The sequence below is a fragment of the Pedococcus sp. P2_E4 genome, assembly GCF_056403935.1.
In genome coordinates this window covers 69,254-94,117 of record NZ_JBFUEO010000012.1, presented here as the reverse complement: position 1 = coordinate 94,117, position 24,864 = coordinate 69,254, and the positions used below count along the sequence as shown (strand labels likewise).

Sequence of the window (24,864 nt, the reverse complement as noted above, 5' to 3'; positions counted from 1 at the left end):
CGCCGTCTGCGGCCCGCGCTGCTGGCCAAGTACGGGCGGGACGGTCAGCTGCAGCTCGAGCAGGACGCCGCGGCCCGGTTCGTGAGCTTGTCGCAGCCGGTCGAGGACGGCACCGGGATCGCGGAGTACCGGCTGGTGCTGGATGTCGCGGGCAGGGCGGTGCTGGAGGCGGCGCTGGGGCCGTTGTCGGCGCCGCGGCCGGTCGACGGCGAACGCGACCTGCGCAGCTCCGACCGGCGCCGCGGCGACGCCCTCATCGCGCTGGTGCGCCGGGCGGTGGCCGCCGACGTCAGCGTGGGCAAGAACAGCAAGACGACCCTGTTCCTGACGATGGACTGGGCGTCCCTCCGTGAGACGACCGGGGCCGCGACCACGCTCGGTGGGCTCGACACCGGCACCCACCTCGCGCCCGAGACGGTCCGCCGGCTCGCCTGCGACGCCTCCGTGGTCCCGGTCGTGCTGGGGTCAAGGGGTGAGGTGCTCGACCTGGGCCGCACGGTCCGGTTCTTCACCCCGGCCCAGACCAGACGCCTGTGGCTTCGCGACGGCGGCTGCACCTACCCCGGCTGCGGAGCCCCACCCGCCTGGACCGACGGTCATCACCTGGTGCACTGGGCCGACTTCGGCGCCTCGGACCTGGCCAACGCCGCCCTGTTGTGCGAGCGGCACCACACCACCGTCCACCAGCGACGCCTCGCCGGGCAGGTCGTCACGGGTCCCGAGGGTGAGCGGGTGCAGTGGGACCTGACCCGCGGCTCCTACGACCAGCTGCTCGCCCGGCGTGCCGCGCAGGAACCAGCGTGACCCCGCCCCACACCCCGCCCACCCCGGCGGGGCAGCCGGCATGCCACGACGACGCTCTGATGAGCCGACATCTGCGCCCGTGGGGGCTACCGCCGGTCGTGGCCCGGGCTCGATGGCGGTGGAGCACTGTTGGCTTCACCACGCCCGTGCCGCCGCGGCCCGGACAGCGGCCTGGGCGGATGTCCAGAGGGGTGGCGACAGACTCCTCCTGCCGTACCGCGATCATGAACCTCATGGAGGAGCAACAGGCGCCGCAGTCGGCCGAGGGTGAGGCGAAGGTCATCACGCTCTGCGGCTCGACCAGGTTCGAGGCTGAGTTCGCGGAGGTCAACCGGCGGCTCACGATGCAGGGCTGCGTCGTGATCAGCCTCGGGATGTTCAGCCTCCCCGAGCTCCCGGACTACGACTGGGCGACCGACAGCTCGGACCTGAAGGGGCGCCTCGGCGCCCTGCACTTCCAGAAGATTCGCATGGCCGACGAGGTGTACATCGTCGATCCGGGCGGCTACGTGGGTGAGTCGACCCGACGGGAGATTGCCTACGCGGAGTCACTCGGCAAGCCGGTGCGGTACCTGAGTCGCGAACGGTCGGCTCGAATGGGAGACAGCCCCCACGAGTGAGTCCGACGGGCCCCGCGTCCCGGCCGCCACACGTCAGCTCGCCGCAGCGTTGGCTCGCCCGCAGCGTTGGCTCGCCGCAGCGTCAGCGAGCGGGGTGGATCAGCCGACGGTGACGCTCGGTGCGCCGGCGCTCTCCCCGTCGATGGGCTCGCCCATCTCCTCGGCGATGCGCATGGCCTCCTCGATGAGCGTCTCGACGATCTGGCTCTCGGGAACGGTCTTGACGACCTCCCCCTTGACGAAGATCTGGCCCTTGCCGTTGCCGGACGCGACGCCGAGGTCGGCCTCACGGGCCTCCCCCGGGCCGTTGACGACGCAGCCCATGACGGCGACGCGCAGCGGGACCGTCATGCCCTCGAGCCCGGCGGTGACCTCGTCGGCGAGCTTGTAGACGTCGACCTGCGCCCGACCACACGACGGGCAGGACACGATCTCGAGCTTGCGGGGCTTGAGGTTCAGCGACTGCAGGATCTGGTTGCCGACCTTGACCTCCTCGACGGGCGGTGCGGACAGCGACACCCGGATCGTGTCACCGATCCCCTTGGAGAGCAGGGCGCCGAAGGCCGTCGCCGACTTGATCGTCCCTTGGAACGCCGGTCCCGCCTCGGTCACCCCGAGGTGCAGCGGCCAGTCGCCCCGCTCGGAGAGCATCTCGTACGCCTTGACCATGACGACCGGGTCGTTGTGCTTCACGGAGATCTTGAAGTCGTGGAAGTCGTGCTCCTCGAAGAGCGACGCCTCCCAGACGGCCGACTCGACGAGCGCCTCCGCGGTGGCCTTGCCGTACTTCTCCAGCAGTCGCGGGTCGAGCGACCCGGCGTTGACGCCGATGCGGATCGAGACGCCGGCGTCCTTGGCCGCCGCGGCGATCTGCTTGACCTGGTCGTCGAACTTGCGGATGTTGCCCGGGTTGACGCGCACCGCCGCACAGCCGGCGTCGATCGCCGCGAACACGTACTTGGGCTGGAAGTGGATGTCGGCGATGACCGGGATCTGCGACTTGCGGGCGATGGCCGGCAGCGCCTCGGCGTCGTCCTGGCTGGGGCACGCCACGCGCACGATGTCGCAGCCGGATGCCGTGAGCTCGGCGATCTGCTGCAGCGTCGCGTTGATGTCCGTGGTCGGGGTGGTGCACATCGACTGCACGGAGATGGGGGCGTCGCCGCCGACCTCGACCTTGCCGACCTTGATCTTGCGCGTCTTGCGCCGGGGGGCGAGGACGGGAGCAGGAGCGGACGGCATACCGAGCGAGATGGTCATGGGTGGAGTATCCCCCAGCGCGATGCGGGAGACCGAACTGGGCGGCGTTAGCCGCCCAGCTTGATCGGCTTGACGAGGTCGGCGTACACGAGCAGCACGGTCATCACGATGAGCACGGACGACACGGCGTACGCGAGCGGCATGGCCTTGGCGACATCGACGTGACCGGGGTCCGGGCGGCGCAGCAGCTTGGACGCGCCGCGCTTGAGGCCCTCCCAGAGCGCGCCCGCGACGTGACCGCCGTCCAGCGGGAGCAGCGGGATGAGGTTGAACACGAACAACGCCATGTTGAGCGAGACGAGCAGCTGGAGCAGGAAGGCGAACGGCGCGATGCCGTTGTCGCCGATCCACGAGATGCGCCCCGAGCTGGCCTCGCCGGCCATCCGGCCCACGCCGACGACGGAGACCGGGCTGTTGGGATCGCGCTCGCCCGACCCGAACGCGGCCTGGAACACCCCGGTCATCTTCTGCGGGATGTGCAGGATGACGCCTGCCGTCTGGCTCAGGCCGGTGCCGACGAGCTCGGGCACCACCGTGATCGGCTGCCGCTCGATGGCGGTCGGGGTGGCCGAGCTGACGCCGAGGAACCCGGCGTCCACGACCACGGGCTGCCCGTCGGCGTCGACCAGTGGGGTGCCGTCGGGACTCACCTGCTGCACGGTGTTGCGCACCGGCGTCGCGGTGAGCGTGACCTGGGAGCCGTCGCGCTCGACGACGATGGGGACGGACCGGCCGACCAGCGGGCGGATGATCTTGCCGACGTCGACGGTGCGCTCGATGGGCTGGCCGTCGATCGAGACGAACCGGTCGCCAGGGCGGATGCCCGCGGCAAAGGCCGGCGTCTTGGGATCGGAGGCGGCACAGGTGGTCTTGGTGTCGGCCTGGCTCGCGGGCACGACGCACTCGCTCACCGAGGCCACCTCGGCGCCCTTCTGGGGCGTGAGCACGCCGTACAGCGTGACCAGCCCGGTCAGCAGCACGACGGAGATGACGAGGTTCATGAACGGGCCGCCGAGCATGACGACGACCTTCTTCCAGACCGGCAGCTTGTAGAAGACGCGGTCCTCGTCGCCGGGCCTGATCTCCTCCAGGCTCAGCTGGCGCGCCTCGTCAGCGAGCTGGGAGAAGCGGCCGGTGCTCGAGACCCGGATGGTGCCCGCAGCGTCGCCGGGTCGCGGCGGGAACATGCCGATCATCCGGATGTAGCCGCCGAGCGGGATCGCCTTGAGCCCGTACTCGGTCTCGCCGCGGCGGGTCGACCACACGGTGGGGCCGAAGCCGACCATGTACTGGGTGACCTTGACCCCGAACTTCTTGGCGGGCACCAGGTGGCCGATCTCGTGCAGCGCGATCGAGGCGCCGACGCCGAAGGCGACGAACAGCACGCCGAGGATGTACAGCAGGACGGTCACGCAGTGCTCCCATTGGTGGTGCCGACAGCCGTGGCGGCGGCCGAATCTGTGGTGGGCAAGCCGAGGACCTTTCGTGCGCGTTCGCGCGCCCAGGCATCGGCGCGCATCACGTCCTCAACGGTCAGGTGCGCGGTTTCGCTCCCGGAGTCGTCGGCGTGCTCGGCCACGACCCGCTCGACGGTGTCGACGATCTCGACGAACCCGAGGTGCCCGTCGTGGAAGGCGTCGACGGCGACCTCGTTGGCGGCGTTGTAGACGGCCGGATAGGTGCCGCCCGCCATGCCCACCTGACGTGCAAGGCGCACCGCCGGGAACGCCTCGTCGTCGAGCGGCTCGAAGTCCCACGACTGCGCCTGCGTCCAGTCGACCGGAACGTCCACGTCGGGCAGCCGCTCGGGCCATGACAGGCCGAGCGCGATCGGGACCAGCATCCGCGGCGGCCCGGCCTGCGCGATCGTCGACCCGTCGACGAACTCGACCATCGAGTGGATCATCTGCTGCGGGTGGACGACGACGTCGATGCGGTCGAAGGGGATGTCGAACAGCAGGTGCGCCTCGATGACCTCGAGCCCCTTGTTGACCAGGGTGGCGGAGTTCGTGGTGATGACCCGTCCCATGGAGAAGTTCGGGTGGGCCAGCGCATCGGCGGGCGTCACGTCGCGCAGCGAGGGGCGGCTGCGCCCACGGAACGGACCGCCGCTCGCGGTCACGACCAACCGCCGGACCTCCTCGGCGCGCCCCCCGCGCAGGGACTGGGCGATCGCCGAGTGCTCCGAGTCGACCGGCACGATCTGGTCGGGACGCGCCGCAGCCTTGACCAGCGGTCCCCCGACGATGAGCGACTCCTTGTTGGCCAGCGCCAGCGTGGACCCGGCGGCGAGCGCCGCGAGCGTCGGGCGCAGCCCGATCGCGCCGGTGATCCCGTTGAGGACCACGTCGGCCCCGGACCCCGCGGCGGTCACCGCCGCGTCGTCCCCCACCACGACGTGAGGGCGGTATGCCGGCCTGCCGGCTGCCGCGGCATACGCACCGATCGCTGCGGTCACCGACTCGGTGGTGCCGGTGGCCACTGCCACGAGGGGCACGTCGAAGGCGACCGCCTGCTCGGCGACGAGGGCCAGGTTGGACCCGGCCGACAGGGCGGTGACCCGGAAGCGCTCGGGGTTGCGCGCGATCACGTCCAGGGCCTGGGTGCCGATGGAGCCGGTCGAGCCGAGGACGGCGACGGTGCGCGGGGAGGTCACTGCTTCATTGTCCCACGGGCGAGTGGGCCCGGAGGGCGCGTCGGGTGACCCGGCGGCCGACCACGGTCACTCGACCACCGTCACGTGCAGCCTGGGGTGGTCCTCGGCCACCTCGTCGAGCACACCGCAGATGCCCTCGTAGGCGCGCGGGTGGTCGGCGCGCATCGTCGCGACGCCGGCCCAGACCAGGTGGCGTGGAGGGCCGTCCCGGCTGACCGCCTCGGCCAGGTCGTGCAGGGAGTCGGCGAGGGCGTCGAGGTTGTGTCCGAACCACTCGGGCAGCCGAAGGGCCACACCGAACTCGGCGATGCTCTCGCGCTTGGTGGGCCGCGCCGAGACGACGACCACGTCCTCCCCCGCGTCGCGAGCCTCGTCGATGACCTCGCGCAGGCTCGTCCCGGGTCCGAGCACGCGCATCATGGCTCCTCCTGGATCACGCTGAACGAGTCGTAGTGGTCGTCGCTCCAGTAGCGCAGGCCGTCCTTGCCGGTGACGATGCGCCGGGCCCCACGGTCGTCCTCCTCCGGTGTCGGGACGGTGTACTCGTGGTACCAGCCGGTCGCCCTGCGCGGCAGGATCCGCTCGCGGTTCTGGAAGACCACGCCGTCCCGCGAGTACGGGAAGGGCCCGCCCGCGGCGATGAGCACGAGGGTCTCACGGGCCTCCACCGGTAGGGCTGACACGGCGACCACGGGCAGCCCGCTGGCGTCGCGCGGAGCCGACGACGACGACTGCGCCAGCGACGGCGACAGAGACGGCGACGACGACAGAGACGGCGACGACGATGGACCCTGACCCTGACCGGACCAGAACCACAGCCCGACGAGCAGCACCGCCGCGACGGCCAGGAGGCCGATCCCGGCGGTGCGGCGCTGGCTCGCGGACATGCGGTCACGCTATTGCACGCGGCCGACGGCTCACTCGCGGAAGACGCGCTCCTCGATCAGCTGCTCCTCGACGACCCGGCCCTCGGGCTCGAACCGACCCTGTTCGAACCGCTTCTGGAACTCCAGCTCGAGGTGGTCAGCACCACTGCGGTTCTTCTCGATCGACATGACGACCCAGTGGCGGAACCGCTCGGCGTTGCCGAGGTGGTAGACGAGGTGGTGCTTGGCGACGATGTCGTACTTGTCGTTGAGGAGCAGGACGACGTCGGACTCGTACGCGAGGGCCGACGAGCCACGGAGGTCGTGGACGCGCATCCGCTTGCCGGACGCCAGGCTGCCCTTCTCGGCTGCCACGATCGCGAGGACGGGGACCTGCAGCTCGAGGGCCATGTCCTTGAGGCGCTCGACCACGACCGACACCCGCTCGTCCTCGCCACCGGCGATGCCGGGTACCGGGACCTTCTGCAGGTAGTCGACCAGCACGAGCGGGGGGCGCCCGTCGCGCCGGGTCACGTCGATGACGGCGGAGCGGATCACGTCGAGCGTCGTGTGGGAGCCGCTGGAGGTGTGCACGTGCAGGCGGTCGCCGTACCGCTCGAGCGCCGCGACGGCCTCGGACCCACCGACGGTCTCGGAGAACCGCTCGGCCATGCTGTGCGCGACGCTGTGACGTGCCTCGAACCCGGCCCGGATCTTGGCGAGGCCGACCGCGTCGGTGCCGGCGATGGTCCCCGCCTCGATGGCGAGCAGTCGCTCGAGGATGCTGTGGGCGTCGTGCTCGTAGGAGAAGAGGATGGCCGCCCGGTTGGCCACCACGGTGTTGCGCAGCATCTGCAGCGCCATCGCGGTCTTGCCCAGTCCCTGTGGGCCCCCGAGCAGGACGAGCTCACCGGAACGGAAGCCCCCGGACAGCGCGACGTCGAGCGCCCCGAACCCTGTCGGCCACACGCGGGCGCCGGCGGAGCGGCCACTGCGCAGCTTGTCGTCGGTCTCGGTGAGCACGTCGGTGAGCGAGCGCAGCCGCCCTCCGCGGTCGATCCGGTGGGTGTCCACACCGTTGACCGGTGTCGGCTCGGCGCCCGTTGCGGCTTCCTCGGCGATCGTCATGGGGCCGATTGAACCCCTGTTGCCGTCGACTGGAGGCGTTTTCCCGGCAACATCCACCGTTCGTCCAAGGGGTGCCCGAGGTCGGGCCTCCTTGCTCGAAGACAGCAGATCCGGTCTTACGGGGCGATCCCGACATAGGTGGTCTCGAGGTACTCCTCGATGCCCTCGAAACCACCCTCGCGGCCGAAGCCCGACGCCTTGACGCCACCGAACGGGGCGGCCGGGTTGGAGATGATGCCCTGGTTGATCCCGATCATCCCGTACTCGAGCGCCTCGCTGACCCTGATGACCCGGCCGAGGTCGTTCGTGAACACGTAGGACGCGAGGCCGTACTCGGTGCTGTTCGCCTTGCGGATGGCCTCGGCCTCGGTCCGGAAGGTGCCGATCGGGGCGACCGGACCGAAGATCTCCTCGCTCATCATCCGCGCCGACATGGGCACGTCGGTGATGACCGTGGGCTCGAAGAAGTAGCCCCGCCCCTTCACCTGGCTGCCGCCCGTGAGGACCGTGGCGCCCTTCCCTCGGGCGTCCTCGACGAGCTCACTGACCCCGTCGCGCGCCTTGGCATCGATGAGGGGGCCGACGTCGACGCCCTTCTTGGTGCCCTTGCCGACGGTGAGCCCGGCCATCCGGGCCGCGAACTTGCGCGCGAACTCCTCGGCGACGTCCTCGTGGACGAAGAACCGGTTGGCAGCGGTGCAGGCCTCGCCGATGTTGCGCATCTTGGCGAGCATCGCCCCGTCGACCGCCTTGTCGAGGTCGGCGTCCTCGAACACGATGAAGGGGGCGTTGCCGCCGAGCTCCATCGAGACCCGCAGGAGCTGCTCGGCGGACTGCTCGACCAAGCGCCGCCCGACACCGGTCGACCCCGTGAACGTGAGCTTGCGGAGCCGGGGGTCGCGGATGAGCGGCTCCATGACCTCACCGGTGCGGTGGGTGGTGACGACGTTGAGGACACCGTCCGGCAGTCCGCAGTCACGCATCAGCTGTGCGAGCGCCAGCATGGTGAGGGGGGTCTGGCTGGCGGGCTTGACCACCATGGTGCAGCCAGCTGCGATCGCCGGGCCGATCTTGCGGGTTCCCATGGCCAGCGGGAAGTTCCACGGCGTGATCATCAGCGTCGGCCCGACGGGCTTCTTCATCGTCAGCAGCCGGGTCGCGCCGTTGGGCGCCGTCGACCAGCGACCGTGGATGCGCACCGCCTCCTCCGAGAACCAGCGGAAGAACTCCGCGCCGTACGTCACCTCGCCCCGGCTCTCGGCGAGGGTCTTGCCCATCTCGAGGGTCATGAGCGTGGCGAACTCCTCGGCGCGCTCGGTGATCGCCTCGAAGGCCGCGCGCAGGATCTCGCCGCGGTCACGCGGTGGGGTCGCCGCCCAGTCGGCCTGTGCCGCCACCGCCGCGTCGAGCGCGGCCAGGCCGTCGGCCACAGTGGCGTCGGCCACGTGGGTGATGGTCGCCCCGCTGGAGGGGTCCTCCACCGCGATGGTCGCGCCGTCACTCGAGTCGCGCCAGGCGCCACCGATGAGCAGTCCCTTGGGGACCGAGTCGATGAGCGCCTTCCGGGTCGTGGCCATCAGTCCGTGCCTCCGTCGTGGTCGTGGGAGTCGTCGTGGGAGTCGTCGCGGGAGTCGTCGTGGGAGTCGTGCGTGCCGTGGGTGTGGTGGTGCGGGATGTGGCCCTGCGGTATGGCGCCGTTGCGTCCGGCGAGCAGGGGCTGGGAGGGGTCCCAGCGGGTCCCGTCGCGCTCGTCCTGGCGCTTGCGCGCGATGGCCGACAGGGCCTCCAGCACCACGCGGTTGGCCAGTGCTGCCGTGATGTCGGCGTGGTCGTAGGGGGGACTGACCTCGACGAGGTCGACGCCCACCACGGGGAGCTCGAGGCAGATCCGCCGCACGGAGTCGAGCAGCTCGCGGGCGGACAGGCCACCGGGCTCGGGCGTGCCGGTGCCCGGGGCATGGCCGGGGTCGCAGACGTCGATGTCGACCGAGAGGAAGACTCCCTCGCACTCGTCCGTCGCGATGGCGAACGCCTCGGTGAGGCACTCCTGCAGGCCGCGGTGGACGATCTCGGTCATCTCGAAGGACCGCATCTGCTGCCCGGCCATCCAGTCGAGCGTCTCGGGCGGCGGCCAGTAGCCGCGCAGCCCGACCTGGAGGAACCGGTCGCCGCGCAGTGCACCGGACTCGATGAGCCGCCGCATCGGCTGGCCGTGCCCCCAGAGCGACCCGAACTCGATGTCGCCGGTGTCGGCGTGCGCGTCGAAGTGGATCATCGAGACCCGGCCGTGGCCCAGCGCGTTGGCGACCCCCTTGGCGTCGGGGAACGCGATCGAGTGGTCACCGCCCAGGACGACCGGGATCGCGCCGGCGCGGGCGACCTTCTCGACGGCCGCCTCGAGCTTGGGCAGCGACGCCTCGATGTCGCCGGAGTACATCTCGACGTCGCCCGCGTCGACGACCCTGAGGTCGACGAGCCCATCGGTGCGCAGGGCGAGGGACGGCCGCGACCCGTCGTGGGGCAGGTAGTCGGTCATCCGGATCGCCTGCGGTCCGAACCGCGTCCCCGGCCGGTGCGAGGTCCCGCCGTCGAACGGCGCACCGAGGATCACGACGTCGGCGTCGGCATACGAGCTCGCGTCGTCGAGGTCGCAGCGGTCGACGCCGAGGAAGGTGAAATCGGGGCCGTACTGCTGGCCGTATCTCGTCATGGAACCAACCTAGTCCCGTTGCAGGCCATGGGGATCAGCGGTCTTCCATGCCCCAGGGTGAGCCGTATCCCTCGGGCTTGGGTGCCTTGAGGAGGTCGAGGAAGGGGACGGCGTCGAAGGCCTCGGGGCCGAGGACGCCGCTGCCGGACCACGTGCCGTTCGCGATGAGCTCCAGGGCCACGACGGGGTTGACGGCGGTCTGCCAGACGACGCACTGGGCACCGTAGTCGCGCATCGTCTCCTCGTTGTCGGACACGTGGTACAGGTAAGTCGAGCGGGGCTCGCCGTCCTTGCCGGTGCCGGTGACCCACACGCCCGCGCAGGTCTTGCCCTTCATCTGCGGGCCGATGGTGGCCGGGTCGGGCAGCACCGCGGCGACCACGTCGCGCGGCGACACCTGGACACCCTTGACGGACACCGGGTCGGTGCGGTCGAGGCCCAGCGTGTGCAGCGTCCTGAGGATGGTGATGAGCTCGTCGCCGAGGCCGTACTTGAAGGTGACCCGCCGCGCGTCGAGCCAGCGCGGCATCAGCAGGACCTCCTCGTGCTCGACGTGGACGCACTCGACCGGGCCGATCCCCTCGGGGAACTCGAACACCTCCGGCTCGCTGAACGCGGGCAGCGTGAAGAAGCCCGCCTCGCGGTCTCCCCCGGCCGCCTGCGCGCGGTCCCTCTCCCAGACGACGGGCGGGTTGAGGCACTCCTCGATGATCGTCCACATGGAGAACCCCGGCGCGAAGGTCTCGTTGCCGTCGGCGTCGTGGACGGCCAGGTTGGCGCCGTCGCGGGTGCCCAGCTCGTCGATCTCGGAGAACAGGTGGTCTGCGGCATAGCGCGCGAAGACGTCCGAGAGGCCCGGCTCCACCCCCATGCCGAGCAGCGCCAGCCGACCCGACTGCTCCCACTCCCCCGCCATCGCGAACTGCTCGTCGCCGAGCTTGACGTGCGCCTTGGCATACGGCTCGTCCGGGTGCCGGCGGGACAGGCTCATCGCCATGTCGAGGTAACCGGCGCCGGCCGCCAATGCGCCGCGGAAGATCGGCATGACGAACCGCGGGTCGACCGCGTTGAACACGTGCGTGGCATCGTGCTCGCGAGCCAGCGCCGCCACGGCCTGCTCGTCCGAGGCGTCGACCCGGGCAGCGACGAGCCGGGACTCCCCGGGGCGACGGGCGGTGGCGGCAGCCACCGTCGCCTCGGCCCGCGACAGTTCGTAGTCGGCGACGACGAGCAGCTCGAAGAAGTCGCGTTCGACGGCGATGCGCGCGGCAGCGTCACCGACGCCACCGGCGCCGATCATGAGGATGCGCATGGGCTCAGGCTTCCTTCTTCTGACGACGCGCACCGAAGACCTGCCCGCCGAGGACGATGAACAGTGCGAGGAGGAACATGACCGTGCCGATGACGTTGACCTGCACGGGCGCACCGCGCTGCGAGGCGCCCCAGACGTACATGGGGAACGTGATGGAGCTGGGCGAGGCGTTGAAGTTGGTGATGATGTAGTCGTCGAAGCTCAGGGAGAACGCGAGCAGCGCACCTGCCGCGATGCCTGGGGCGGCCAGCGGGAACGTCACCCGCAGGAAGGTCTGCACCGGTGAAGCTCCCAGGTCCGCGGCGGCTTCCTCGAGCCGTGGGTCCAGTGTCGCCACGCGGGCCTTGACCGCCACCACGACGAACGAGACACAGAACATGATGTGGGCGATGAGGATCGCGGTCGCTCCGGCCGGGATGCCCATCATGAGGAACAGCGTCAGCAGGCTGGAACCCATCACGACCTCGGGCGTCGCCATCGGCATGAAGATGAGCAGGTTCGTGCCGGAGCGGCCGCGGAAGCGGTAGCGCCCCAGCGCGAAGGCGATCATGGTTCCGAGCAGCGTGGCGGACAACGAGGCGATCACCCCGATCCGGAGGGAGAGTCCGAGCGACTCGCAGATCCCCTGTGCGGCGCACGGATGCGCCCACGCGTCCGTCGAGAACCGCTCCCAGTTGTAGTTGTAGCGACCCACCGGGTCGTTGAACGAGAACACGGCGACCACGAGGTTCGGGATGAGCATGTACGCGAGGATGACCAGCGCGACGAAGGCCAACAGGTGGCGACGCACCCAGGTCACGGCGCCCATCAGACCAGCTCCTCCGTGCCGGCCTGGCGAACGTACAGCGCGACCAGGGTGACGATCAGGACGAGCAGCACGAACGACAGGGCCGCAGCGAGCGGATAGTCGAGCACCCGGAGGAACTGGCTGTCGATGACCTGTCCGATCATGACCGTCTGGGTGTTGCCGAGCAGGCGGGAGTTGATGAAGTCACCGGCTGCGGGGATGAAGGTCAGCAGCGTGCCGGCCACGACACCGGGGAGGGACAACGGCCAGGTGACCCGGCGGAAGGCCTGCCAGGGCGAGGCGTACAGGTCACCGGCAGCCTCCACGAGGCGCGGGTCGAGGCGTTCCAGCGAGGCGTAGAGCGGAAGGATCATGAACGGCAGGAAGTTGTAGGTCAGTCCGCAGATCACGGCGAACTTCGACGCCAGCAGGGTGTCGTTGTTCGTGAGGCCCACCGCCTGCAGCAGCGTCGTGAAGCCGGTGGACTGGGCCAGCTCGGTCACGGGACCGTTGTCGGACAGGATCGTTCGCCAGGCCAGCGTGCGGATGAGGAAGCTGGTGAAGAACGGCGCGATGACCAGCACGAGCAGGATGTTCTTCCACCTGCCCGCCTTCTGGGCGATGAAGTAGGCCAGCGGGTAGCCGATCAGGAGCGTGAGCACCGTCGCCAGCCCGGCATACCCGAGCGAGCGCAGGAGGTGCGGCCAGTAGCGCTGGATGGCGTCGGCATAGATGCCGACGTTGCCCGTGAACACGTACCCCTCGTCGACGTTGCCTTCCTGCAGCGACTGGGACCCGAGCGTGAGCATGGGCACCACGAAGAAGACGAACAGCCACAACAGACCCGGGGCCAGGAGGGCGTAGGGGACCCATCGCCCGCGTCGGACCGGCTTGTTGACCTTGGTGCCGGCGCCGATCGCCGCGACCTCGGCCACTACCCCTCCTCCTCGACGCCCGCGTCGGCGGCCTGGGCGGCGTCGAGGGCGAAGCCGTGCTCGGCCGCCCACGAGATGGTGACGTCCTCACCGTGCCTGGCGCGGCTCGACCCGTCGTTCTGCTGGACGACGGTGAGCTCCTTGCCCCACGGCATACGCACGAGGTACTGCGTCGCCACGCCCGTGAACGACACGTCGGTGACGGTCCCGCGCAGCCGGTTGGGTCCGCCGTGCTCACCGATCCGCAGCTTCTCCGGCCGCACGCCCAACCAGATGTCCTTGGTGGAGTCGGGCAGGTGGTCGGCCGCGACCGTCAGCTGGTGGTCGTATGCAGTGACGGGCACCTCACCGTTGCTCGCCGCCCCGGTCACGGTCGCGCGCAGGAGGTTGGACTGGCCGAGGAAGTTCGCCACGAACGTCGACGCGGGGTTCTCGTACAGGGTGGCCGGATCCCCGAGCTGCTCCACGCGGCCGGCGTTCATCACCGCGATGGTGTCGGCCATCGTCATGGCCTCCTCCTGGTCGTGGGTGACGTGGATGAACGTCAGCCCCACCTCCTGCTGGATGCGCTTGAGCTCGATCTGCATCTGGCGGCGCAGCTTGAGGTCCAGGGCTCCCAGCGGCTCGTCGAGCAGGAGCACGTCGGGGCGGTTGACGACGGCCCTGGCCAGCGCGACCCGCTGCTGCATGCCGCCGGACAGCTGAGCCGGCTTGCGTCGAGCCACCTCGCTCAGCTGGACGAGCTCGAGGGCCTCCTTGGCCTTGGCCATGGCGTCCTTGTCGCCGCGACGCTTGAGCCCGAACGCCACGTTGTCGATGACGCTCATGTGCGGGAAGAGGGCATACGACTGGAACACCGTGTTGACGTTGCGCTGGTGCGCCTTGGTCTCGGTGATGTCGGTGCCGCCGATGTGGATGCGGCCACCGGTGGGCTGCTCCAGCCCCGCCACCATCCGCAGCGTCGTCGTCTTGCCGCAGCCCGACGGACCAAGGAGCGCGAAGAACGACCCCTCCGGAATGGTCAGGTCCATGGGGTGCACCGCGGTGAAGGAGTCGAACGCCTTGGTGAGCCCGACAAGCCTGAGGTCGCCGCTGGTCTGCTGCGCCATCAGCCGGTGGTGAGGGTCGAGAACTGCTGGTTGTACTTCGTCTCTTCGGCCGACGACAGCCCCCGGAACACGTGAGACCGGGAGAGCACGTCCTCGCTCGGGAAGATCAGCGGGTTGTCGGCGGTGTCCGGGTCGTCCTTGGTCAGGGCCTCCTTGGTGCCCTTCACCGGCGGGATGTAGTTGACCCAGGCCTCGACCTGCGCCATGACGGCCGGGTCGTAGTAGTAGTCGATGAGCTTCTCGGCGTTCTTCTTGTGCTTGGCGAGCGCCGGGATGACGAAGTTGTCGGACCAGAGGGTGAATCCCTTCTCCGGCAGGGCGTATCCGACGTCCTTGTTGGAGAACTGCAGCTGGACGACGTCACCGGTCCAGGCCACGCAGGCGGCGATGTCGCCCTTGGTGAGGCCGTCGGTGTAGTCGTTGCCCGTGAAGCCCTTGATCTGGCCTGCGTCCTTCGCCTTCTGGATCATCGCGATGGCGGCCTCGAAGTCCGCGTCGGTGAACTTGGCCGGGTCCTTGCCCTGCTCGAGCAGCACCAGCCCGACCGTGTCGCGCATCTCGGTGAGCAGCGTGACCTTGCCCTTCAGGGCGGGGTCGGTCAGCAGCTGGGTCATCGTCTCGATCTTCTTGCCACCGGTCGCCTTGAGGTTGTAGGCGATGCCGGCGAAACCGCTCTGCCAGGGCAGTGAGTACACGCGGCCAGGGTCGAACTCGACGTTCTTGAGCGAGGCCTCGAGGTTGGCCTTGCCGTTGGGGATGTTGGCGTAGTCGAGCTTCTGGACGTAGCCCTGACGGATCAGGCGCGCAACCATCCAGTCGGTCGAGCACCAGACATCACGTCCGGTGTCCTGTCCCCCGGCCAGCAGGGGCCGGACCTTGGCGTAGAACTCGTCGTTGTCGTTGTAGTCCTCGGTGTAGTTGACCTTGATGCCGCTCGCCTTCGTGAAGGCGTCCAACGTCGGTCGGCTCTTCTCGTCCTCGGAGACGTCGATGTACTCCGTCCAGTTCGACCAGTTCACGACCTTCTCGGTGTCGGACATGTCCTGGGCTGCCTTGGCCGACGGGGCGGCGCTGGCGCTGCCCGAGCTGGCGGGGCTGCGCCCCTCGGACCCGCAGGCGGCCAGGGCCATGGCCCCGAGCCCAGCGGCGCCTGCCATGAGCGAGCGACGCGTGACGAGGCCGCGGATGAGGGCCGGCGACAGCGTAGGCGGGGGGGTCTGGTCGTTCATGGTCACTCCTGCAGGGTGTGGGCGATGAAGGGTCGGGGTCAGCTGTCGATGTTGGCCATGACGTGCTTGATGCGGGTGTAGTCCTCGAACCCGTACATCGACAGGTCCTTGCCGTAGCCGGACTTCTTGAAGCCGCCGTGCGGCATCTCGGCGACGATCGGGATGTGCGTGTTGATCCACACGCAGCCGAAGTCGAGGGCCTTGGACACCCGCATGGCACGACCGAAGTCCTTGGTCCAGACGCTGGACGCGAGGCCGTAGTCGACACCGTTGGCCCAGGCGATCGCCTCGGCCTCGTCGGTGAACCGCTGCACCGTGATGACGGGTCCGAAGATCTCGTCCTGGATCGCCTCGTCGTCCTGCCGCAGGCCCGACAGCACCGTGGGCTCGAGGAAGAAGCCGTCCCCGAGGCCGGTCAGCCGGTTGCCGCCCGCCGCGACCTGGGCGTGGGAGGGCAGGCGGTTGATGAACCCCTGGACGCGCTCGAGCTGGTTCGCGTTGTTGACCGGGCCCAGCAGGGCGTCCTCGTCGTCGGGCAGACCGACCTTGGCCGAGCTCTTGGCGTACTCGCCGAGCGCCGAGACGAAGTCGTCGTGGATGTGGGGGGCCGCGAGCACGCGGGTGGCCGCGGTGCAGTCCTGCCCGGCGTTGAAGTAGCCCGCGACGGCGATGCCCTCGACGGCTGCCTCGATGTCGGCGTCGTCGAAGACGATCACCGGCGCCTTGCCGCCCAGCTCGAGGTGCACGCGCTTGAGGTCGCGGCTGGCACTCTCGGCGACCTGCATCCCCGCCCGCACCGAGCCCGTGATGGCGACCAGCGCGGGGGTCTTGTGCTCGACGACCGCCCGGCCGGTCTCGCGGTCGCCCGTGACGACGTTGAAGGTGCCTGCCGGCAGGAACTCCGAGGCGATCTCGGCCATGAGCAGGGTCGTCTCGGGCGTCGTGTCGGACGGCTTGAGCACGATGGTGTTGCCCGCGGCGAGGGCGGGACCGATCTTCCAGACCGCCATCATCATCGGGTAGTTCCACGGCGTCACCTGGCCCACGACGCCGATCGGCTCGCGCCGGACCCAGCTCGTGTGGCCCTTCATGTACTCCCCTGCCGCGCGGCCCTCGAGCACGCGCGCGGCGCCGGCGAAGAAGCGCAGCTGGTCGACCATCGGGGGAACTTCCTCCGACGCCGTCAGGGCCCAGGGCTTGCCGGTGTTCTCGGCCTCGAGCCTGACGAACTCGTCGGCCCGCTTCTCGATGGCGTCGGCGAACTTGAGCAGCGCCTGCTGCCGCTCGCTGGGGGTGGTCTGTCCCCACTCCCCGAAGGCCTTGCTGGCGGACGCGTATGCCGCGTCGACGTCGGCCGGCGTCGAGACCGGGGCCGTGGCGACCACCTGGGCGGTCACGGGGCTGACGAGGTCGGTGGTCGCGTCGGTCTGCGCCTCCACGTACTCGCCGTTGATGAAGTTGCGCAGGACGCGGGGGGCCGCGGACGTGGCAGTCACTGGTGCTCCAATGCGGATCGGGTACTGATTCCGGTGCTCGAACTGTATCCACACCACGATGGATTTCAATAGGTTGAGGCAGAGTTTCTGCTGAAACCGTGGCCAAGTCGGTATCAGTGCCACTGATTCCGTCGTGTTGGGACTTGCGCAGACGCGCCGGGAGGGACACCATGACCAGCGTGACCCGACCTACTGGCAACAGCACCGATGTGCGCCTCGACGACGTGTCGAAGGCGATCATCGAGCAGCTGCAGGAGGACGGGCGGCAGTCCTACGCGACGATCGCCAAGCGCGTGGGGCTGTCCGAGGCGGCGGTGCGCCAGCGGGTGCAGCGCCTCCTCGACCAGGAGGTCATGCAGATCGTGGCGGTCACGGACCCGCTCCAGGTCGGGTTCCACCGCCAGGCCATGATCGGCATCCGGGTCGACGGCGACCTCCTGCCGGTGGGCGACGCCCTCACCGCGATGTCGGAGGTGTCCTACGTCGTCACGACGGCCGGCTCGTTCGACCTGCTCGCCGAGGTCGTCTGCGAGGACGACGCGGAGCTGCTCGAGCTCCTGACCCGCCGCATCCGCACCCTTCCCGGGGTGCAGACCACCGAGACGTTCGTCTACCTGAAACTCAACAAGCAGCACTACAACTGGGGTACTCGATGACCACTGACCTGTCCATCTTCGAACCGTCCAGCGACTCGCACACGCCGATGGGCACACTGCACAGCGAGGCGGCGCGCGACCACCTCTGGATGCACTTCACCCGCCACTCGGTGTTCGAGGACCGCTCGGAGGGAGGCCTCGGCCACAGCGTGCCGATCATCACCCGCGGCGAGGGCCACAAGATCTGGGACGACCGCGGCAACGAGTACATCGACGGCCTCGCCGGGCTGTTCGTCGTGCAGGTCGGCCACGGTCGGGCCGAGCTCGCCGAGGCGGCCGCCAAGCAGGCCAAGGAGCTCGCCTTCTTCCCGCTGTGGTCGTACGCCCACCCGCGCGCCATCGAGCTCGCCGAGCGCCTCGCCGCGGGCGCCCCGGGCGACCTCAACCGCGTCTTCTTCACGACCGGTGGTGGCGAGGCCGTCGAGACGGCCTGGAAGCTCGCCAAGCAGTACTTCAAGCTCACCGGCAAGCCCACCAAGCACAAGGTGATCAGCCGTGCGGTGGCCTACCACGGTACGCCGCAGGGAGCCCTGTCCATCACCGGCATCCCCGCCGCCAAGGAGATGTTCGAGCCCCTCGTGCCCGGCGCCTTCAAGGTCCCCAACACCAACCACTACCGCGCGCCGGAGCACCTGCGCGACGACGAGAAGGCCTTCGGCCGCTGGGCTGCCGACCGCATCGCCGAGGCCATCGAGTTCGAGGGCCCCGACACCGTTGCCGCCGTCTTCCTCGAGCCGGTCCAGAACTCCGGTGGCTGCTTCCCGCCGCCGCCCGGGTACTTCGAGCGGGTCCGCGAGATCTGCGACGAGTACGACGTGCTGCTGGTGTCCGACGAGGTGATCTGCTCGTTCGGCCGCATCGGCTCGATGTTCGCCTGTGACGACTTCGGCTACGTCCCCGACATCATCACCTGCGCCAAGGGCATGACCTCCGGCTACTCCCCCATCGGCGCGATGATCGCGAGCGACCGGCTGTTCGAGCCGTTCAAGCAGGGCACCACCTACTTCCCGCACGGCTACACCTTCGGTGGCCACCCGGTCAGTGCGGCGGTCGCCATGGCCAACCTCGACATCTTCGAGCGCGAGGGCCTCAACCAGCACGTCAAGGACAACGCCCCGAAGTTCCGGGCGACGCTCGAGAAGCTCCTCGACCTGCCGATCGTCGGCGACGTGCGCGGCGCCGGGTACTTCTACGGCATCGAGCTCGTCAAGGACAAGGACACCCGCGAGACCTTCAACGACGCCGAGGCCGAGCGGCTGCTGCGCGGCTACCTCTCCAAGGCTCTCTTCGACGCCGGCCTGTACTGCCGGGCCGACGACCGGGGCGACCCCGTCATCCAGCTCGCTCCCCCGCTGATCATCGGCCAGACCGAGTTCGACGACATCGAGTCGAGGCTGCGCTCGGTGCTCAAGGACGCGCAGCAGCACCTCTGACCGGCCACCGCCGTGACCCAACCTGTCTGGTGGGGTGAGGGGCAGGAGGGTCCGGATGCCGCATCGCTGGCATCCGGGCCCTCCTCGCGACCGCAGCCCCACCCGCCCACCCGCGCGTCCGGGCCTGCCTCGGCCGCGGTCCCCCCGCGCGCCGACGTGGTGATCGTGGGCGGCGGGTTCACTGGGCTCTGGACGGCGCACTACCTGCTCCAGGCGGAGCCGTCACTCGACGTCCTCGTCCTGGAGGCCGAGCACGTCGGGTTCGGCGCGAGTGGCCGCAACGGTGGCTGGGTCTCGGCACTGTGGCCGGTCGGCCCGGAGTCGCTCGCGCGTCGACACGGGCGCGCCGGCGCCCTCGCCATGCTGGAGGAGCTGCGCCACACCGTCGACGAGGTCGGGGCCGCCACGGAATCCGCGGCGGTCGACTGCGGATTCCGCAAGGGCGGCACGCTGTCGCTCGCGCGCTCGTCCGCGCAGGTCGCCAGAGCCCGCACCGAGGTCGCCCACTCGGACGGGTGGGGCATCGGCACGGTGTGGCTCGAGGCGGCGGCAGCCCGCGAGCGCCTGGCCGCGAGCGACGTGCAGGGGGCGACGTTCAACCCGCACTGCGCCCGCGTCAACCCTCGGCGGCTCGTGGACGGGCTCGCGGACGCCGTGCGCGCCCAGGGGGCGCAGGTGGCCGAGGGGGTCCGCGTCACGCGCATCGAGCCCGGGCAGGTGCACCTGGACGGTGGCGGCCGCGTGGCTGCCCGGCACGTCATCCGCGCGACGGAGGCCTGGACCCCGTCCCTCCCCGGTGAGCGGCGGACGGTCGCGCCCGTCTACTCCCTCATGGTGGCCACCGAACCCCTGTCTGCAACGCAGTGGGCCGAGATCGGCCTGGCCGAGCGCGAGGTGTTCAGCGACCACCGGCACGTCATCATCTACGGCCAGCGCACCGTCGACGACCGGCTGGCGTTCGGCGGCCGGGGGGCGCCCTACCACTACCGGTCGCGGATCCGTCCGGAGTTCGACCACGATGCCCGCGTGTTCGCCGACCTGCGCGCGACCCTGACCGGCCTGCTTCCCCAGCTCGACGGTGTGGAGTTCACCCACGCGTGGGGCGGACCCCTGGGCATCGCGCGTGACTGGAACCCCTCCGTCGGCCACGATCCGTCGACCGGGCTCGGCTGGGCCGGCGGCTACGTCGGTGACGGCGTCGCGGCGACCAACCTCGCTGGGCGCACCCTCGCCGACCTCGTGACCGGCCGCCATACCGCGATCACGCAGCTGCCGTGGGTGGGGCACCGGAGCCGGCGCTGGGAGCCCGAACCATTGCGCTGGGCCGGGATCAACGCCGGGCTGCGCCTGGCCCAGGCGGCCGACCACGAGGAGGCGCGCACGGGCCGACCCGCCAGGGTCGGCCGGCTGCTCAGCGCCCTCACCGGGCACTAGGCCAGACTGGCGCCGTGTCCACCGATCCCGCCGACCTGTCCGCCGCGGCCCTCGACTTCGTCACCGTGCGCCATCTCGCGACGCTCACCACCCTGCGACCGGACGGGTCGCCCCATGTCGTCCCCGTGGGCTTCACGTGGGACCCAGACCGGTTGGTCGCGCGCGTCATCACGAGCGGCAGCAGCCGCAAGGCCAGGCACGCCGCGCAGGGCGGTCGCGCCGTGCTCTGCCAGGTCGACGGGCGCCACTGGCTGTCCTTCGAGGGAACGGCCAGTGTGCGCACCGACGAGGCCTCGGTGCGCGAGGCAGAGCAGCGGTATGCCGCGCGCTACCGGGTGCCGCGCGACAACCCCGAGCGCGTGGTGGTCGAGATCGCCGTCGACCGCGTCCTCGGGAACGTCTAGGGCTCTGCTCCCCGGCGTCGGGTTTCGGCGTCCCCGGGACTGGTGGGCCGCCCTCAGGCGCCGTCGAATCCGCTGAGCAGGAGGAAGTACACCACTACGCCCACGGCGGCCGCGGCCACGCCATACGCCGCCCCGACCAGGACCCGCCTGCGTGTCGTGCCGGCAACGAAGCCGGGCAGCGCCGCACCGAGGACACCTCCGAGCAGCGCCACCACGGCCACGTCGACGGGCAGGATCCAGTTCTCGTTGCCCTGGTCGTCGAGGAAGGTGGCGGCCAGGGGAAGCGCGAGGACACCGGCCGCCAGCAACAGCACCCACCCGAGAACCTTCGTCACGGTCTCAGGCTAGTGCCCGTCACGGCCCCTGTTCCGGGTCTTCCGGCGGGAACGGCTCGTGCGCCAGCCGCAGGTAGTACAGCGGCGAGTCACCCCACTCCTGCAGCTCGGCCGGCTGCGCGCCCTCGACCGCTCCGAGCCACGTGAACGAGCGGTTCACCGCGTGCGTGACCATGGCCGGCACCATGAGGGCCTCGAGGGAGTCCCGGTCGACGACGTCGGACCAGACCTCGGCATACGCCCCGAGCAGTGACTCCCACGGATGGTGGGTGACCCGGGTGGAGTAGCCGTACGGCACCGCGAGCACCTCCAGGACGTGGGCCCACTGCGCGTCCCCGAAGTCGAAGAAGCGGAGCCCGTCGCGCGTGGCGAAGACGTTGCGCGGGTGCAGGTCGCCGTGCTGGAGGCTCGACGGCAACGGGGCCTCGAGCAGTGCCTCGACGGCCTCGTCGACGACCCGCGAACGCGAGGTCAGCGAGTCGGCCTCGTCCACCGTGAGGTGTGACGGGTGGTCGGGGGCGAGAGAGGCCAGCTGCTCGATGAGCCAGGCGTAGCGCTCGGGCACGGTGGCGGGTGAGCAGTCGGGCAGCCCGTCGCCGACGAGCACGGCACCGTGCCCGGCGAGCTGCCGCTGCAGTCGCGCTGCCCCGGCGACGACGTCATGCCAGTCCTCCAGGGACGCCTCGTGGCTGTCGCCCAGCGTGAGGCCACGGTCGGCGGTCAGCATCCAGCCACGGGCCGCGTCGATGGCGAGCGGCGCCTCGACCTCGTGCGGCTCGAGCTGCGAAAGTCGTTGGTGCACAGCGGGTTCGAAGGCTGCGCTCGGGCAGTTGGCCTTGAACCAGACCAGCCCCTGGTCGGTGCGGACCACGAGCTGGGTCGCCCACGGCCGGACCCGCCGCTGCTCGATGTCCCCGGTCACCTGGCGCCCGACGCGGTCCAGCTCGGCCGTGATCCACTCGCCCGCCTCCCGGCGCCACCCAGCCGACGCCACGTGCTGCGAGAACGCCTCGGTCATGGCGGCCAGCCTAGAGCCGTCTATTGTCGCGACATGGCTGCGCCGCAGGGGCACCCCGGGAACGAGATCGAGAGCCTCCTCGACCTCGACGCCGCGCTGGCCTCGGGTCAGCCACTCACCGGGTACCGGTTCCAGGACCTCGACCTCACGGCCTACGCGGACCAGCTGATGCAGCGCACCGACGTCGCGGGCCTCGTGGTCCTCGGCGGGCGCCTGCCGCCCGAGCTCGACGCCCACCTGCGTGCCCATCGCGCGCTGATCTTCCCGACCGACCCCGCGGCTCCGGTCAACCCCTACCGGGCCTCGCTCTACTCGCCCGACGAGCTCTACGCGGGGCTCGCCGAGCACGGGTACGACTCCACTCCTGACGCCCTCGCGTACCACTGGTTGCGTGACGGTGCGGTGCGACGCGACGCCTTCGTGACCCTGCTGCGCGCGATCCACGACGACTCGATCGGCGACGCCCTCGACGAGTTCGTGGGTGGGCGGCCGGTCGTCGGCGTCATGGGCGGGCACGCGCTGGCGAGGGGCACGAGCGCGTATGCCGGTGCGGCAGGGCTCGGTCACGACCTCGCCGCCGCCGGGCTCGTGGTGGTGACCGGGGGTGGCCCGGGTGCGATGGAGGCGGCCAACCTCGGAGCCTTCGCCCAGCAACGGCCGGCCCTGGACGAGGCGCTGGGACAACTGGCCGCGGTCCCGTCGTTCCGGCCAGACATCGCCGCCTGGGCCTCCTTGGCGCTCCAGGTGCGGGCCGACCTGCGGGCGGCCCACGCCGTCGAGCGCACCGCGAGCAGCCTCGGCATCCCGACCTGGTTCTACGGGCACGAACCGCCGAACGTCTTCTGCGACGGCATCGGCAAGTACTTCTCCAACGCCATCCGCGAGGACGGCCTGCTGGCCCGGTCGACCGCAGGACTCGTGGTGCTCGAGGGCGCGGCCGGCACGGTCCAGGAGATATTCCAGGCCGTCACTCCCCTGTTCTACGCCGCGGCCGACGCCCCCCTCGCGCCGCTCGTCCTCGTCGGTCAGGAGTACTGGACCGACACGGTGCCTGTCTGGTCGGCCCTTCGAGCCCTGGGGCAGGGCCGCGACATGGCCACCGTCGTCCACCTGGTCGACACCTCCGACGAGGCCACCGCGATCGTGCTCTCGGACCCGGCCCCGCGCCGGACCACCTGACCGCACCGGGGGTGCGCAAGGATGCAGGGATGCCGATGCGTCTCAGCCTCGTGACCCTCCTCGTCCGCGACTACGACGAGGCCCTCGAGTGGTACTGCGACCGAGCCGGGTTCGAGCTGGTCGAGGACACCGACCGAGGTGATGGCACGAGGTGGGTCGTGGTCCGTCCGCCCGGCTCGGCCGGCACTCAGCTCTTGCTCGCCCGGGCGAGCAGCCCCGAACAGCTCGCCAGGGTCGGCGACCCGGGTGGCGGTCGGGTCATGCACTTCCTCGCGACCGACGACTTCGCCGGGGACCACGCGCGGATGGTGGCCGCCGGCGTCCAGTTCCGCGAGGAGCCACGCCACGAGCCCTACGGCGACGTGGCCGTGTTCGAGGACCTGTACGGCAACCCCTGGGACCTCATCCAGCCCCGCTGAGCGTGCGGCCCCGCGAGACCCGCGGAGCGAGGGGTGCGCCCGGAGGGCCGTGGAGGGCCTGCCGGGAGCACCGGAGCGAAGCGGAGGTGCGGATGGAGCCCCGAGGGCGCACCCCTCGCGACAGCTTGACCGCTGGACCTGAGTCAGTTGCTGCCCAGTCAGCGGCCTGAGTCAGTGGGCGCTCAGTCGAAGACGATGGTGCGCCGCCCCCGCAGCACCACGCGGTGCTCGGCGTGCCAGCGCAGCGCGCGGGCGAACGCCATCGCCTCCAGCTCCTGCCCGACCGAGGCGAGCTCGGCCGGGCTCATGCGGTGGTCGACCCGCCGGAAGTCCTGCTCGATGATCGGCCCCTCGTCGAGGTCGGCCGTCACGTAGTGCGCCGTCGCGCCGATGACCTTGACCCCGCGGTCGTGCGCCTGGGTGTACGGCTTGGCCCCCTTGAAGCTGGGCAGCAGGGAGTGGTGGATGTTGATGATCCGGCCCGGGAAGTCGGCGCACAGGCCGGCCGAAAGGATCTGCATGTACCGCGCGAGCGCGATGGTGTCCGCCTCGTAGTGCGTCACCAGCCGGCGCAGCTCGGCCTCCGCCGCAGGCTTGGTGTCGCGCGTGACCGGGACGTGGTGGAACGGGACGCCGTGCCACTGTGCGAGGTCACGGAAGTCCTCGTGGTTCGACACGATCGCCGGCACCTCGATGGGCAGCGACCCGCTCTCGACCCGGAACAGCAGGTCGTTGAGGCAGTGCCCCTGCTGGCTCACCATCACGAGGACCCGGCGGCGGCGCGAGAGGTCCTGCACGGCATACGTCATCGCGAACTCGGCGGCGACGTCGCCCATGGCGGCGCGCAGTGCGTCGATCGGCAGCGGTGAGCCCTCGCGCAGCAGGTGCATCCGAAGGTGGAACTCCCTCGAGCTCGTGTCGGCGAACTGCTGGCTGTCGAGGATCGTCATCGACTGCTCGAGCATCACCCCCGACACGGCATGGACGATGCCACGACGGTCGGGGCACGAGACGGTGAGGACGAACTCGCGTCCCCCGGTCGGCGGGGCGCTCTGCTCTGGCTGCACGCGGACA

General features: G+C 70.3%; 25 protein-coding genes. 8 read left to right on the top strand and 17 right to left on the bottom strand.

Features of this window, described 5'->3' with window-relative positions; all coding sequences use genetic code 11:
• Positions 1-804 (top strand): HNH endonuclease signature motif containing protein (locus tag AC1DV7_RS08425; RefSeq protein ID WP_477596468.1); only part of this gene is annotated, 804 nt, incomplete at its 5' end.
• A gap of 233 nt (positions 805-1,037) precedes the next feature.
• Complete coding sequence (locus AC1DV7_RS08420) at positions 1,038-1,424, top strand: hypothetical protein (protein WP_477596467.1); 387 nt, start codon at positions 1,038-1,040, stop codon at positions 1,422-1,424.
• Positions 1,425-1,523: 99 nt separating this feature from the next.
• Here AC1DV7_RS08420 and ispG read toward each other — a convergent pair whose 3' ends face one another.
• The 14 genes from ispG to AC1DV7_RS08350 all read right to left on the bottom strand — a co-directional run bounded on the left by ispG (position 1,524) and on the right by AC1DV7_RS08350 (position 16,912).
• A complete protein-coding gene (ispG, locus tag AC1DV7_RS08415) occupies positions 1,524-2,684 on the bottom strand; it encodes a flavodoxin-dependent (E)-4-hydroxy-3-methylbut-2-enyl-diphosphate synthase (protein WP_477596465.1) in 1,161 nt (386 codons plus the stop codon).
• Between the two features lie 47 nt (positions 2,685-2,731).
• Positions 2,732-4,096 (bottom strand): M50 family metallopeptidase, encoded by a 1,365-nt coding sequence (locus tag AC1DV7_RS08410; protein WP_477596463.1) that lies wholly within the window; start codon positions 4,094-4,096, stop codon positions 2,732-2,734.
• Positions 4,093-5,340 carry a 1-deoxy-D-xylulose-5-phosphate reductoisomerase gene (gene dxr, locus AC1DV7_RS08405; RefSeq protein WP_477596461.1) on the bottom strand — a complete coding sequence of 416 codons (1,248 nt, stop codon included), beginning with the start codon at positions 5,338-5,340 and terminating at the stop codon, positions 4,093-4,095. Before dxr ends, AC1DV7_RS08410 begins: the two co-directional genes overlap by 4 nt.
• Positions 5,341-5,406: 66 nt before the next feature.
• Positions 5,407-5,760: a barstar family protein gene (locus AC1DV7_RS08400; RefSeq protein ID WP_477596459.1), complete on the bottom strand. Its 354-nt coding sequence runs from the start codon at positions 5,758-5,760 to the stop codon at positions 5,407-5,409.
• Positions 5,757-6,227, bottom strand: a complete 471-nt coding sequence (locus tag AC1DV7_RS08395) for a guanyl-specific ribonuclease (RefSeq protein WP_477596457.1) — start codon at positions 6,225-6,227, stop codon at positions 5,757-5,759. Before AC1DV7_RS08395 ends, AC1DV7_RS08400 begins: the two co-directional genes overlap by 4 nt.
• A gap of 30 nt (positions 6,228-6,257) precedes the next feature.
• Positions 6,258-7,334, bottom strand: coding sequence for a DnaB-like helicase C-terminal domain-containing protein (locus AC1DV7_RS08390; RefSeq protein ID WP_477596455.1), 1,077 nt, complete (start codon positions 7,332-7,334; stop codon positions 6,258-6,260).
• A gap of 116 nt (positions 7,335-7,450) precedes the next feature.
• The gene (locus AC1DV7_RS08385; protein WP_477596453.1) at positions 7,451-8,911 is read right to left on the bottom strand and encodes an NAD-dependent succinate-semialdehyde dehydrogenase; all 1,461 of its coding nucleotides are present in this window, start codon (positions 8,909-8,911) and stop codon (positions 7,451-7,453) included.
• Positions 8,911-10,044 carry an agmatinase gene (speB, locus tag AC1DV7_RS08380; RefSeq protein ID WP_477596451.1) on the bottom strand — a complete coding sequence of 378 codons (1,134 nt, stop codon included), beginning with the start codon at positions 10,042-10,044 and terminating at the stop codon, positions 8,911-8,913. The genes AC1DV7_RS08385 and speB overlap by 1 nt, the downstream gene beginning before the upstream one ends.
• A 34-nt stretch (positions 10,045-10,078) precedes the next feature.
• On the bottom strand, positions 10,079-11,356 hold the full coding sequence (locus tag AC1DV7_RS08375; RefSeq protein ID WP_477596449.1) for a saccharopine dehydrogenase family protein: 1,278 nt from the start codon (positions 11,354-11,356) through the stop codon (positions 10,079-10,081).
• Between the two features lie 4 nt (positions 11,357-11,360).
• Complete coding sequence (locus AC1DV7_RS08370; protein ID WP_477596447.1) at positions 11,361-12,164, bottom strand: ABC transporter permease; 804 nt, start codon at positions 12,162-12,164, stop codon at positions 11,361-11,363.
• The gene (locus tag AC1DV7_RS08365; protein ID WP_477596446.1) at positions 12,164-13,078 is read right to left on the bottom strand and encodes an ABC transporter permease; all 915 of its coding nucleotides are present in this window, start codon (positions 13,076-13,078) and stop codon (positions 12,164-12,166) included. Before AC1DV7_RS08365 ends, AC1DV7_RS08370 begins: the two co-directional genes overlap by 1 nt.
• On the bottom strand, positions 13,078-14,187 hold the full coding sequence (locus AC1DV7_RS08360; protein WP_477596444.1) for an ABC transporter ATP-binding protein: 1,110 nt from the start codon (positions 14,185-14,187) through the stop codon (positions 13,078-13,080). Before AC1DV7_RS08360 ends, AC1DV7_RS08365 begins: the two co-directional genes overlap by 1 nt.
• The gene (locus AC1DV7_RS08355; RefSeq protein ID WP_477596442.1) at positions 14,187-15,416 is read right to left on the bottom strand and encodes an ABC transporter substrate-binding protein; all 1,230 of its coding nucleotides are present in this window, start codon (positions 15,414-15,416) and stop codon (positions 14,187-14,189) included. Before AC1DV7_RS08355 ends, AC1DV7_RS08360 begins: the two co-directional genes overlap by 1 nt.
• Before the next feature lie 38 nt (positions 15,417-15,454).
• Positions 15,455-16,912: a gamma-aminobutyraldehyde dehydrogenase gene (locus AC1DV7_RS08350; RefSeq protein ID WP_477596440.1), complete on the bottom strand. Its 1,458-nt coding sequence runs from the start codon at positions 16,910-16,912 to the stop codon at positions 15,455-15,457.
• A gap of 170 nt (positions 16,913-17,082) precedes the next feature.
• Between AC1DV7_RS08350 and AC1DV7_RS08345 the strand changes: the two genes are divergently transcribed.
• The 4 genes from AC1DV7_RS08345 to AC1DV7_RS08330 all read left to right on the top strand — a co-directional run bounded on the left by AC1DV7_RS08345 (position 17,083) and on the right by AC1DV7_RS08330 (position 20,839).
• Positions 17,083-17,568 (top strand): Lrp/AsnC family transcriptional regulator, encoded by a 486-nt coding sequence (locus AC1DV7_RS08345; protein WP_477596438.1) that lies wholly within the window; start codon positions 17,083-17,085, stop codon positions 17,566-17,568.
• A gap of 47 nt (positions 17,569-17,615) precedes the next feature.
• Entirely contained in the window at positions 17,616-19,001 is a 1,386-nt protein-coding gene (locus tag AC1DV7_RS08340) for an aspartate aminotransferase family protein (RefSeq protein WP_477596482.1), read from the top strand.
• Positions 19,002-19,166: 165 nt separating this feature from the next.
• A complete protein-coding gene (locus tag AC1DV7_RS08335; RefSeq protein WP_477596436.1) occupies positions 19,167-20,435 on the top strand; it encodes an NAD(P)/FAD-dependent oxidoreductase in 1,269 nt (422 codons plus the stop codon).
• A 14-nt stretch (positions 20,436-20,449) separates the two neighbouring features.
• Positions 20,450-20,839: a pyridoxamine 5'-phosphate oxidase family protein gene (locus AC1DV7_RS08330; RefSeq protein ID WP_477596435.1), complete on the top strand. Its 390-nt coding sequence runs from the start codon at positions 20,450-20,452 to the stop codon at positions 20,837-20,839.
• Positions 20,840-20,892: 53 nt separating this feature from the next.
• Here the strand turns inward: AC1DV7_RS08330 and AC1DV7_RS08325 are convergent, their stop codons facing one another.
• Both AC1DV7_RS08325 and AC1DV7_RS08320 read right to left on the bottom strand, forming a co-directional pair.
• Positions 20,893-21,174 (bottom strand): hypothetical protein, encoded by a 282-nt coding sequence (locus AC1DV7_RS08325; RefSeq protein WP_477596433.1) that lies wholly within the window; start codon positions 21,172-21,174, stop codon positions 20,893-20,895.
• A 19-nt stretch (positions 21,175-21,193) separates the two neighbouring features.
• Entirely contained in the window at positions 21,194-22,192 is a 999-nt protein-coding gene (locus AC1DV7_RS08320; RefSeq protein WP_477596431.1) for an aminoglycoside phosphotransferase family protein, read from the bottom strand.
• Between the two features lie 33 nt (positions 22,193-22,225).
• Here AC1DV7_RS08320 and AC1DV7_RS08315 point away from each other — a divergent pair, with 33 nt between their 5' ends.
• Positions 22,226-23,371 carry an LOG family protein gene (locus tag AC1DV7_RS08315; protein WP_477596429.1) on the top strand — a complete coding sequence of 382 codons (1,146 nt, stop codon included), beginning with the start codon at positions 22,226-22,228 and terminating at the stop codon, positions 23,369-23,371.
• A 29-nt stretch (positions 23,372-23,400) separates the two neighbouring features.
• Positions 23,401-23,790, top strand: a complete 390-nt coding sequence (locus tag AC1DV7_RS08310) for a VOC family protein (protein WP_477596427.1) — start codon at positions 23,401-23,403, stop codon at positions 23,788-23,790.
• 182 nt (positions 23,791-23,972) lie between these two features.
• Here AC1DV7_RS08310 and purU read toward each other — a convergent pair whose 3' ends face one another.
• Positions 23,973-24,857 carry a formyltetrahydrofolate deformylase gene (gene purU, locus AC1DV7_RS08305; RefSeq protein ID WP_477596425.1) on the bottom strand — a complete coding sequence of 295 codons (885 nt, stop codon included), beginning with the start codon at positions 24,855-24,857 and terminating at the stop codon, positions 23,973-23,975.
• Positions 24,858-24,864: the final 7 nt, after the last annotated feature.

Excerpts from the sequence above, each read along its gene's own strand:
- AC1DV7_RS08385 (WP_477596453.1), bottom strand. The coding sequence starts at position 8,911 with ATGGCCACGACCCGGAAGGCGCTCATCGACTCGGTCCCCAAGGGACTG.
- speB (WP_477596451.1), bottom strand. The coding sequence starts at position 10,044 with ATGACGAGATACGGCCAGCAGTACGGCCCCGATTTCACCTTCCTCGGC.
- AC1DV7_RS08360 (WP_477596444.1), bottom strand. The coding sequence starts at position 14,187 with ATGGCGCAGCAGACCAGCGGCGACCTCAGGCTTGTCGGGCTCACCAAG.
- AC1DV7_RS08355 (WP_477596442.1), bottom strand. The coding sequence starts at position 15,416 with ATGAACGACCAGACCCCCCCGCCTACGCTGTCGCCGGCCCTCATCCGC.
- AC1DV7_RS08400 (WP_477596459.1), bottom strand. The coding sequence starts at position 5,760 with ATGATGCGCGTGCTCGGACCCGGGACGAGCCTGCGCGAGGTCATCGAC.
- AC1DV7_RS08315 (WP_477596429.1), top strand. The coding sequence starts at position 22,226 with ATGGCTGCGCCGCAGGGGCACCCCGGGAACGAGATCGAGAGCCTCCTC.
- AC1DV7_RS08370 (WP_477596447.1), bottom strand. The coding sequence starts at position 12,164 with ATGGGCGCCGTGACCTGGGTGCGTCGCCACCTGTTGGCCTTCGTCGCG.
- AC1DV7_RS08420 (WP_477596467.1), top strand. The coding sequence starts at position 1,038 with ATGGAGGAGCAACAGGCGCCGCAGTCGGCCGAGGGTGAGGCGAAGGTC.
- AC1DV7_RS08345 (WP_477596438.1), top strand. The coding sequence starts at position 17,083 with ATGACCAGCGTGACCCGACCTACTGGCAACAGCACCGATGTGCGCCTC.
- AC1DV7_RS08395 (WP_477596457.1), bottom strand. The coding sequence starts at position 6,227 with ATGTCCGCGAGCCAGCGCCGCACCGCCGGGATCGGCCTCCTGGCCGTC.
- AC1DV7_RS08375 (WP_477596449.1), bottom strand. The coding sequence starts at position 11,356 with ATGCGCATCCTCATGATCGGCGCCGGTGGCGTCGGTGACGCTGCCGCG.
- ispG (WP_477596465.1), bottom strand. The coding sequence starts at position 2,684 with ATGACCATCTCGCTCGGTATGCCGTCCGCTCCTGCTCCCGTCCTCGCC.
- AC1DV7_RS08310 (WP_477596427.1), top strand. The coding sequence starts at position 23,401 with ATGCCGATGCGTCTCAGCCTCGTGACCCTCCTCGTCCGCGACTACGAC.
- AC1DV7_RS08390 (WP_477596455.1), bottom strand. The coding sequence starts at position 7,334 with ATGACGATCGCCGAGGAAGCCGCAACGGGCGCCGAGCCGACACCGGTC.
- AC1DV7_RS08340 (WP_477596482.1), top strand. The coding sequence starts at position 17,616 with ATGGGCACACTGCACAGCGAGGCGGCGCGCGACCACCTCTGGATGCAC.
- AC1DV7_RS08320 (WP_477596431.1), bottom strand. The coding sequence starts at position 22,192 with ATGACCGAGGCGTTCTCGCAGCACGTGGCGTCGGCTGGGTGGCGCCGG.